The following is a 10,745-nucleotide window of genomic DNA, read 5'->3' as shown; positions in this document are numbered from 1 at the left end:
GGCAAAGACAGCTTCAGCGATAAATGGCTTTGATTGTTTTTGGATTTCTGTTTTATCGAATGTAAGCATATTCATAGTCTTTCCCTCTTGACTAGTCCGGTGAAAACCACCGATTTTTAACGCAAAAATGTGTCCTAGAGCAATTATTCTAAACGAACGTTTAATTTATTTATCGTTTTGTGAATTGCTTAGTTTGTAGATTAGCGCTTTTTTACATACAATTTCACAACAAAAATTTTACAATGTGAATTTTACAAATATGGCCTTGTCAAAAAGTTTAGTTCGTCAGTCACATTTCCTAGGTACGAAGATACGTAACCTTAGGAAGCGTAACCATTTAACGATGGAAGATCTGTCTGCGCGTTGTATTAGAATCAACCCAGAGTATGCACCTTCCGTTTCTTACCTCTCTATGATCGAACGTGGAAAGCGAGTCCCAAGCATCGATATGCTTGAAGTGATTGCTCAGGTCTTCCAAAAGAGCCCAACATGGTTTCTTGACGATGAATCAGAACAGCAGGCCATTGCTCCCGACAAAGGTAATCGAGGCGGGATTAGCGGTATGGCTCTTGAGCCTAGCTTCCTTTTCTCTAACGACATCCTGCAAATCGCGATACCAGAGATGTTGTCGCAAACAGGTATCTCTGGGCGCCAATTCGCACATCTATTGATTAGGGCCCACCAAGAGAGCCATCAGAACCACTTCCCTGACCTTGAGCGGGCTGCAGAAGAGGTAGGCCTAAAACGACTCAACCTCAGCATAGAAGACCTAATAGACATCGCTAGAAGCCTCGGAATCAACATCCGCTGGGTAACACGCACACCGCAAGACGTAGTCGATGAACTTGGAATCAACGCCAAACAGTTGGTAACGTCCTTCTTTGAACCGCCTGGTACCATCTTCTTAAATGAAATTCTTAAAGAGTATCCAACGCGTTTAAAATACGACTTGTCGGTTTACATCGGCCATTGCATTTTGCATAGCAAAGAAGGGTTAAAGAGTGTCTTGTCTGTTGGTAATAACAACACATGGGACGACAACCAAGTGTCAGGCTCCTCCCAACTCAACTCTCAAGATATTTTGCAAGCATGGCGAGATTTTGAATCCAGCTTCTTTGCTGGAGCGCTACTGTGCCCTAAAGTTCCATTCAGACAGTTACTTGACCGTACCGGTTATGAAATCGACGTTCACAAAAGAGCAGGGGTTTCCCCCTCTGTTGCGATGCGTCGAATGACGGTAGTATCGCCCTACCCTCACTGGCACTACTTTGATGCTTACGGACCGGGGAAACTCAAGGCTGTATACCGCGGGAACGGGATTCCACTGCCTTGGGGAAATATGAGAACGGTGGCCGACCCATGTCAACATTGGGCAGTGTTCCGTCGATTATCTGAGCCCCGTGCGGGTAGCTCGGCTCAAATCTCCATTTTGAATGTGGGAGATGAGCCAAGAATCTACTGTTGTGAATCCATCAATATGACGGATCCAGCGGGTAACAATCGCGTATTGTGTGCAGGCATAGACCTCAACCCTGCGATTGATGCCCAAGGCGGTAATTCTAGAGAAATCGCAGAGCAGCTTAAGGCTTCATGCGTTAATAATGGCGGCTCTGTAGCTATCCCACGTAACATCAAGAAAGATCTCACGACAATAGCCAAGATTCTAAATATAAATTGGATTGAACGTGGGATTGAAACAGAGGCGAGGCTTATCTGCTCCAGAGGCGGAGAGTGCCCACGCCAACCAAGCTGTTATTCAAAGTGCGGTGAGTGATAATAGCGAAACCAGTGGAGCATGGATCTTAGCATTCATGCTCTGCTTGTTTTGCTTAGCAAAGTTGAGCTAATTAGGGTTAATGAATAATTCGGTCTGCTTGGTTTTGGAAGATAATAAGAAGTAAAACAAAAATAGAACCTAAAATTCAGGCAAAAAAAAACCAATCACAAAAGGGTGATTGGTCATATATTTTGTGTGAACAATAAAGGTTCACTAACAACGTCAGTTGGCTAGGTGACCCTCGGCTTAAGAAGGGTCACCTTTAACAATGCAGCATACGTGCCAACTTTTAAATCACCTATTTACTACGCATCTGGACACGTATTAGCCGTAAATTCCTGTTTGTTTTGCAAACTGGAATTGCAAATTGCAAATGACAACAAAAACGCTAGTGATTATGTTGTTATTAAACAATCATTAAAAATTGATTACCCTTGAGTCAAATCACTATTTTTTAGTTTATTCAATAGGTTTAGCCTCCACCAGCGCTCTTCTTTTCAGAACATCACGCATAAAAAAACGCGAACATTGATATTCAATATTCGCGTTTATTCGATTCTACACAGGCTGGAGGTGTTTCCTAGAAACGACGCTCAGCTTAGCGCCCTACCCTCAGTTCATATAGTACTGGTTTACTTTTGAGGTGCTGGCTTCGAGCGAGAACGAGACGGTTTATTCGCTGAAGGCTTATTTGTTGATGGCTTGTTCGATGACTTACCTGGTCCGTAACTACCACCGTATCCAGACTTCTTCGCTTTGCCAGTGCCTGTCGGTTGTTTACCTTGATTGTTTTTTGAACCCGAACGACTCTGTGAACCCGAGTGGCTTGGTGAATTAGAGTGGTTCGTAGCTGGCTTCTTACCTGTATTCCCACGCTTGAAGTTACTGCCATTGTTTCTTACTGACTTCTCTTCACCCGCAGCAGTTGAACCGTTTTCAGCTGGCTTCCTAGCGCGTGTAGGTTTACGTTTTGGCGCAGAACCTGTACCTGGTACATGGCGCTTGTTCTTGCCTGCAGGCTTATGACCGCGAGCATTATCACCCGAGCGTTGGCCATCCACATGTTCACGTGGTTGTTTCGCTTTCTTCGGCTTCTTAGGTTTAATCGGACGCGTATCCAAACGAGACTCAGGTAGCTTATTAACTGGCGAGAAACCTTCCAGCTCACGACGCTCCAACACTTGCTGGATCAGGCGCTCAATTCCGAAAAGCTCACCAACTTCATCTGCACAAACCAATGAAATTGCTTTACCAACTTCACCAGCACGGCCTGTACGACCGATGCGGTGTACATAGTCTTCTGATACGTGTGGAAGATCGAAGTTAACCACTTGAGGTAATTGTGGGATATCAATACCACGAGCCGCGATATCAGTTGCAACCAACACACGTACCTTACCCGTTTTAAAGTTCTCTAACGCTTTAGTACGAGCGCCCTGGCTCTTGTTACCATGAATAGGTGCAGCAGTAATGCCTTGTTCATCTAGGAAACGAGCCAGCTTATTAGCACCGTGCTTAGTTTTGCTAAATACCAACACCTGACGCCAATCATTGTCTTTGATCAGCTTCGCAAGCATTGGGCTCTTTTTCTTCTTATCGACTGGGTAGATACTCTGTTCAACCGTTTTCGCCGTTGAGTTTGCAGGGCTTACTGAGATCTCAACCGGGTTATTAACCAAGCCTTTCGCTAGGCTACGGATATCATCAGAGAAGGTTGCAGAAAACAGTAGGTTCTGACGTTTCTTAGGTAAGAAAGCCAAGATCTTACGAATATCGCGGATGAAACCCATGTCTAGCATACGGTCCGCTTCATCTAGGACTAGGATCTCAAGTTGATCGAAGCGCACAGCATTTTGGTTATATAGATCAAGCAAGCGACCCGGTGTTGCCACTAGCACATCACTGCCTTTACGCAGTTTTTGCATCTGAGGGTTAATTTTTACGCCACCGAATACTACACTCGAAGTCAAAGGTAGATTGATACCGTACTTAACAACACTGCCATTGACCTGCGCAGCAAGTTCACGAGTCGGTGTCAATACTAATGCGCGCACTTGGTTCTGACGTACACGAGGGCCTTTTGACAGCAACTCAAGAATAGGTAGTGTGAAACCTGCAGTTTTACCTGTCCCTGTTTGAGCAGCGGCCATCACATCTTTGCCTGTTAGGACAGCTGGCACGGCTTTCTCTTGGATTGGTGATGGCTTATCGTAACCTTGTGCTTCAATAGCTTTAAGGATCGGTTCTGAAAGGCCAAGGGAGGTAAAACTCATAGATTATTTTCTCAGTTGAATAACATTTAGTATGAGCGACAAAGTACAAGAACGTGCCGCTGCAGCTTTTGCTGATCAAATCATTGATACGGAGCAAAGCGCGGTATTCTGAGGCTTTTCCCCACATTCAGCAACTAAATTCTAATCGCAACTGAGATTCTTTCTAGGTTATCTGACGCTTCTGCTCGTACATTTTTTCATCAGCGGCTTTCAACAGGCCATCGACATCATTAAAGCTGTCGTCATAAACGACCCACCCCACACTGATTCTGAGATAAAACGAGTGTGCTTCATAAACCACTGGCGTTTCGCATATCGCGCCTTGTAGCTTTTGCGTAATCGTTGCCACGTGTTTCTCATCAATAATGCGTGGCAGCAGTACCAAGAACTCATCACCACCAATACGCGCAACAATATCTGAGGTGCGTAGCATACTCTTGATTCGTTTGGCGCACTCAATCAATACCTTGTCACCTGCCGCGTGACCATAAGTATCGTTGATCGCCTTAAAACCATCAAGGTCGATATTCACCACGGCGAAAGTCTTCGTTCGCTGCTTCTGAACCGTTTTGAATGCTTGCTTGAGGCTATACATAAAGTAGCGTCGATTTGGCAACATGGTCAGTTCATCATGCATTGAACGGCTATCAGCAATACGATAAAGGCGATAGATCATGAAGTAAGCGCCCATAAGAATCAGCATCAACCCATACCCAATCAGCCTAACACTATGGATTCGATACCAAGGCACATCCATCAGTACGTGGTCGTTACCCGATAACGCCAAATACCAACCTCCGTAAGGAAAGTTTACCTGTTCGGTAGTAAAGGCATTACTAAACACCTCTTGCGTCCCATAGAACACCTCACCATCTTTACCAGCACTGTTTGTACCGCGAATGGCTAAGTTATATTTGTTTTCAATTTTGCCAACACCTACATCTTCTAACAGTGCATCTAGGTCGATAACCGCGCTCGATACGCCCCAATAGTTTTGGTTAAAAGGAGGATCTTTAAAGATAGGGGTTCTTGTTATTAAGGCTTGCCCACCCTGGAACAAATCAAAAGGACCCGCAATAAAGGTGTTACCTATGTTGCGAGCAATCTCAACCGACTCCCATTGAATTGGATGGTCTCGATAGTCAATACCTAGGATTTGTTCGTTGCCTTCCAGTGGATAAACAAAATTAAGTACATCGTTCTCAGCGAGACCGATTAAGCGAATGTGGAAGCCATCTCGAATGATGTTCTGAGCAATCTGGTCCCAACCTTTTTGGTCTCCATTAGGATTGATCGTCACAAGTGTTGAGAAGTTATTGAGAATATACATGTCAGACACGATCGTCGCTTCTATACGAGATCGGATAATAGATAGTTGCTTTTTGGCGACCGAATACGATTCATTTTTAAGAAAGGTCAATTGCTTGGCGTGAAAATGCTCAATTGCACTCACGACAACAAAGAAGAATAACAACGATAATACTTTGGCAGGCCACTGCTTGCTAAAACGACTTGGCATTCGAGAACCTCTAACACTATTGTTCTGTTTACTGCCTTTAATCGGCTCATTTCTGGCTTGTTTTTCAGTATGCCGACAAGCGATTAAAAATCCACACTTTAAGTCTGGTCTACACTCATTATTGAGTCATTCATCACTCATAGCCAGTTAACTACACTGATTACTCAATCAAAAAACCTAAATGAGCCTTATAAAGCTTACATTGTATTGACCCAAACCTTACATTAAAGGATTCATCAGTGTTATTTTATACTCACGATTAATCAGCTTGGTACTTTACTCATATGAAGTTAAAAACTCTCACTCTGTGCACCTTATTATCAACTTCTGTTGCCATTGCGTTCCACGCACAAGCTTCCTCTGAAACAAACGGGGCGGTTGAAGTACAAGAGAACTATACCGCAACAAGCGTACCAACTGTTCAATCGCAAACTGAATCGCTCTACTCTCAAGAACAATATTTCAAACAATCAGCCAACTTGATTCGTCAGACCTATGAAAGCCAGCTTTACACGCTTCCGGCCTTTAAAGAGGGGCATTACGGACTGCGCATGTATCGTCAAACATTAGATGATAAATACGCAGCAGCGGTATGGAGCGATATGGCTCGCGTGGCGAGTAAGCTCAGCAGCCTGTCGAATGATGTTCACACCATGGAGCAAATCGTCCTTTATTCAGAGAAACGTGTTGCTTCTTACGTCGGTGATGACGATGAGCGCAGTGTACGACGTTACAATATCACCAAGCATATGCCCGAATATCTATATCTAGGCGTTGATCTTCTTGGCTCTATGGCACGTGCCAATGAATACGGTTTGGAACACAAGAACGATGCCAAGCTACGCGAAATCATTCGTCGCTATGACTTTTCTCGTTATGTAACCAATGAAGACATGGTGAAAGCGTGGGCAGCTCAGCTCGCTAATCAGGTTTATTGGCTGCGCCAACTGGGTGAGCAAGATGTGGTTGATGAGTTCGTCGAGACCTTCAAAAAAGCGTACCCTGACGACAAAGACAAAAAGCTCTCTAGCCAGCAGTTTGGCAATAAGATTTACGGCATGACACACGTCATCTTCGGTGACTCTGAGTACTATCAACATCAAGTCAGCGAACAAGAACACCAATGGATCTACGATTACTTTAGAGAGAACATCGATACTATCCTGCTGCGTGCCAAAGAAGATGTTATTGCCGAGGTTGGCTTAACCTTCCTATTGGCAGGCCTTGAAGATGATCCAGTGGTAGAGAAGACTCGACTTGCTATCCAATCCTCGATTGATAAGAAGCGCGGCATGATCCCTTCAATCACCGGTGATTTTGACCTTGAATACGGGGAGCACCGCAACGTATTGGCAATCATGTTGCTTGACTGGCAACAAGTGAATGAAGCACCAACCTTTAAAGGGAACCCAAAGGTATTTAAAACGATTCCTTACGGGCTCGTTGAGAATAAATAGAACACTTAAGCCAGACGACAAAAACCAAAAAGCCGCACACCTTTAAGGCATGCGGCTTTTTAATACCTGACACATATCAATAGCGCGGACAAAGCATAACGCTAAAACGCTAAAACGCTCAGACAGCCTTGTTCATCACTATAGTGAAATCACCTTCGGTGTAACCCTCAATCAAAGAGACATCGTCACACAGCGTTTTACAGAAGCGATAAACGCCCTGGGGGTGATAACTCATCAAGGTATTGCGCGAAGGGTACTGGCTAGAGTTAAGAAGGTTAAATATGACGGTTTGATTTGCTAGGTCAAACATCCGAGTAATCATACTCGTCAAGTAATCAGAATCTCGACAAATGTAATTCAATGAACCGCTAGCGATAACCACGTCATGGGTTTCAAGAGGCATCTTGCTCATGTCACCCGTAATAAATTGGCAGCGAGCTTCTGTGTACTTTTGCTTGGCCGTTTTAAGGAAGCCAGAGTGCTGATCAACACCTGTGTATGATTGGAGACAATAAATGCTGTCGAGTAGTTCAAACAGATCTCCGTAACCACATCCTAAGTCCAAAACACTTTTTTTCTCAAAGTCTGTAGCGCGCGCGATCACTTCGAAGCGACACAACTGGCTCTCTTCGTTGGTCCAACCTAGAGACTTTGCTTTGTCTCCTTTCCAACGATGGGTTTGCTTTCGGTGATACCAATACACCTTAAAACGATCGCGCCAATGCATTACACGCAACTCAACCACATAGTCAGACTAGCTAGGCTTTAGAGTCGTTAGTAAATAAGCCACCGATCTTGTAGCCAATTGCATAGCAAACCGCGGCAACGGTCACGAATACCAGTGCTGAGAAGAAGTACGCTGCCGATGCTGCTACACCCGCGCCCCAGACAACACTAAATACCAAACCGAGATAAGCTTCTTTTGGCCACTGAGAGATAGGAAATTGTTCACCACCAGCAATAAGATAAACCATTGCAAATAAGCCAATGAAGGTGGTGATAAGACCAATGAGAACGCGCATGTTCATGGGAAGACCTTTGATTTATTGAATTTGGTTGCCACTATTGTTCATCGGTACCAAATATCGCTACTCGAAACCGCATACCACTAATCGCAACCTAATAATATTCAAGTATATAGGATAAAAGAGGCTTGCTCTATTACTCTTCAGAGTGAAGCTTCACTCACTATAACAGCACGAAAAACCTAGTCCTCATATCATTCGACTTTGTAACAGCCACAAAAAAGCGGAGACCTTCCTTACGTAAACTCCGTAAACAAGGTCTCCGCTTTGACTGAATCTAGAGGCTTTTGCTCAATCTAGATTAAAGCAGGATGAAGATACCCGCTAAACATGCACTCATTAGGTTTGCTAGCGTACCAGCAGCGACTGCTTTCAAACCTAGGTTCGCTACTTCTGCGCGACGCTCTGGCGCCATTACACCGATAGAACCCAGTTGAATCGCAATAGAGCCGATGTTAGCAAAGCCACACAATGCAAATGTCACAATCACTTGGCTGTGTTCAGACAGTAGCGCTTTGTTTTCAACGAAGTCGATGAAAGCAACAAACTCGTTCATTACGATCTTCTGACCAATGTAAGAACCCGCCATTAATACTTCATCACTCGGAATACCGATTAGCCATGCTAGTGGTGAGAATAGGTAACCGAAGATAGCTTGCAGCGTGATACCCGCAAAGCCGAACGTATCACCTAGGCTTTCTAAGCCAGTGTTTACCATGGCAATCACACTCACAAATGCAATCAACATCGTACCAACTGCTACCGCAACCTTCATACCGTTCATCGCGCCGCTAGCCAATGCATCAATTACGTTGCTTTGGTCAGCTTTATCTAGCTCAATGTGGTCATAGTCACTCGGTGTGCTACGTTCAGGAACGATGATCTTCGCCATTAACAAGCTACCCGGAGCCGCCATGAAGCTAGCAGCAATGAGGTATTTAAGTTCAACACCCAAGCCTGCATAACCACCAAGCACACTACCAGCGACCGATGCCATACCACCTGCCATTACAGCAAACAGTTCAGAACGAGTCATAGACTTTAAAAAAGGACGAATAAGAAGAGGAGACTCACCCTGAGAAAGGAAGATATTACCAGTCGCTACCAGAGATTCAGCTTTACTTGTGCCAAGCAGTTTTTGCACCGCTCCACCTAAGATTTGAATCACTTTCTGCATGATGCCTAAGTAATAAAGCGCAGAGATCAAAGCACTGAAGAAGATAATGATTGGAAGTACGCGAACCGCGAAAATGAAACCTTCAGTAGCAAGATCACCGAAAAGGAAAGCAATACCCGCGTCAGCAAAACCAAGCAGGCTAGAAACACCATTACTTAGACTTGTTAACGCTAACTGTCCCCATGGGAAATACAAAACTAAAGCTGCGAAGCCGATTTGAAGTAGTAGTGCACGAGTCACCGTTTTCCAGTTAATCGAAGAACGACTTTCAGATAGCAGGTACGCGCAAGCAATCAGTGCAATAACACCGACAAAACCAAATAGAATATTCATAATGTGTCCTGGTAATCCTTATAGAGTGAACATGAGCCAAGCGAATGACATCAAAGGAACAGGACAAAGAACCGCAAGCAAAACGCTACGCGATGAAGGGGCTAACAAAGTTAGCGACTGTAACAACGAGTTGTTCATGTAAAAAATCACCTTATACAAGCAGTGGAACGTAGCTGGTCCGGTCCGTGGGGTCATTCACATATCCATGTGACGGCTTGTATTGGCTAAGCACCGGCTTAAAACCGGAAGAGAAGTATAAACAGATGATTGAGACTTTCATCACATTTTTTAACGCAAACGATCGCGCGGTCATAAAACATACAAAACGAACTAATTACCGCGATAATTCACTTTGTTAGTAATAAATAGGATAAGTACAAGTCACACTAAAACAAAAAGCCACAGAGTGTGGCTTTTTCAAAATATGATAGAAAACAAAAGTGATTAGTTTAGCAATGCACTTTTCACTTCAGTATCTTGGAAGATTTCTTCGAAGCGCTGTTTATAGATAAGTTGCATCTCATTGATGATTGCACCGCCATCAGGCACATCATTCTCGCCTTGGAAGTTTTTGCTGAGTAGCTTTTTGCCCGCTTCATCGTAAATAATCACATTAACGTTGTACCAAGAATTGTCCGTGAACGCGTGGAAGTCATACTTCCATTCATTCAAGACGAACATCATTGATTTATTGTTGAACGCTTTCATCTGCTCGGCAACCTTAGTGATATCCTCTTCCGGTGTCGTTTCTACCGACTCAACAGCTACTTGCTGTTTTTTCAAACCTGCTACCAATCTGTCGGTTAAAAACTGAGACATGGGCTGCTGTGTCGCCGTGTTGTAGGTATAAGGAATACCTAATGAGCTACGAATAATGCCTTCGAACTTTGGCTCTTTGTCGTGATCAAGAACATAAGGGCGCTTGTCGATCACAGCGATAGTCAGTGCTTTTTCTTGCGGGACTTCGTTGAGTTGAGGCGCACTCTGCTCTGCGGTTAATACTGTTGCACAGCCAGAAAGCCCTAGGGATACTGCAGCGAGCAGCAAACTGACGAGTTTTTTCATTAGATTTACCTATCTTATTGTTTTGAATAGGCTGTTCTAACAAACATTGCCTCGCCCCGTAAACATTCATCAAATCAATAATTTATACAATCTTTATTTCTATAAATTAGCTCACACAT

Annotated in this window: 8 protein-coding genes; 2 read left to right on the top strand and 6 right to left on the bottom strand. The window is 44.1% G+C overall.

Annotation, left to right across the window (positions count from 1 at the left end; all coding sequences use genetic code 11):
* Positions 1–244: 244 nt before the first annotated feature.
* A complete protein-coding gene (locus tag BCT81_RS00360; protein WP_102422948.1) occupies positions 245–1,774 on the top strand; it encodes a DUF3612 domain-containing protein in 1,530 nt (509 codons plus the stop codon).
* A gap of 635 nt (positions 1,775–2,409) precedes the next feature.
* Here the strand turns inward: BCT81_RS00360 and BCT81_RS00355 are convergent.
* Positions 2,410–4,050, bottom strand: coding sequence for a DEAD/DEAH box helicase (locus BCT81_RS00355; protein ID WP_102422947.1), 1,641 nt, complete (start codon positions 4,048–4,050; stop codon positions 2,410–2,412).
* Between the two features lie 163 nt (positions 4,051–4,213).
* Complete coding sequence (locus BCT81_RS00350; RefSeq protein WP_102422946.1) at positions 4,214–5,569, bottom strand: diguanylate cyclase; 1,356 nt, start codon at positions 5,567–5,569, stop codon at positions 4,214–4,216.
* Positions 5,570–5,853: 284 nt separating this feature from the next.
* On the opposite strand from BCT81_RS00350, the gene BCT81_RS00345 reads away from it, so the two are divergent.
* Positions 5,854–7,026: a DUF3541 domain-containing protein gene (locus BCT81_RS00345; protein WP_102422945.1), complete on the top strand. Its 1,173-nt coding sequence runs from the start codon at positions 5,854–5,856 to the stop codon at positions 7,024–7,026.
* Between the two features lie 118 nt (positions 7,027–7,144).
* On the opposite strand, the gene BCT81_RS00340 is transcribed toward BCT81_RS00345, so the two are convergent.
* From BCT81_RS00340 to BCT81_RS00325, 4 genes are all read right to left on the bottom strand, one after another.
* Positions 7,145–7,753, bottom strand: coding sequence for a class I SAM-dependent methyltransferase (locus tag BCT81_RS00340; RefSeq protein ID WP_102422944.1), 609 nt, complete (start codon positions 7,751–7,753; stop codon positions 7,145–7,147).
* A gap of 31 nt (positions 7,754–7,784) precedes the next feature.
* Positions 7,785–8,054 carry a hypothetical protein gene (locus BCT81_RS00335; RefSeq protein ID WP_102422943.1) on the bottom strand — a complete coding sequence of 90 codons (270 nt, stop codon included), beginning with the start codon at positions 8,052–8,054 and terminating at the stop codon, positions 7,785–7,787.
* 298 nt (positions 8,055–8,352) lie between these two features.
* Positions 8,353–9,561, bottom strand: coding sequence for a NupC/NupG family nucleoside CNT transporter (locus BCT81_RS00330; RefSeq protein ID WP_102422942.1), 1,209 nt, complete (start codon positions 9,559–9,561; stop codon positions 8,353–8,355).
* Positions 9,562–10,005: 444 nt separating this feature from the next.
* A complete protein-coding gene (locus BCT81_RS00325; RefSeq protein ID WP_004740072.1) occupies positions 10,006–10,626 on the bottom strand; it encodes a hypothetical protein in 621 nt (206 codons plus the stop codon).
* Positions 10,627–10,745 lie beyond the last annotated feature (119 nt).

The sequence above is a fragment of the Vibrio sp. 10N.261.52.A1 genome (assembly GCF_002876325.1).
GTDB classification, from domain to species: domain Bacteria; phylum Pseudomonadota; class Gammaproteobacteria; order Enterobacterales; family Vibrionaceae; genus Vibrio; species Vibrio chagasii.
Note: the sequence above shows the minus strand (reverse complement) of the source record. Positions and strands in the feature narration are given on the sequence as shown.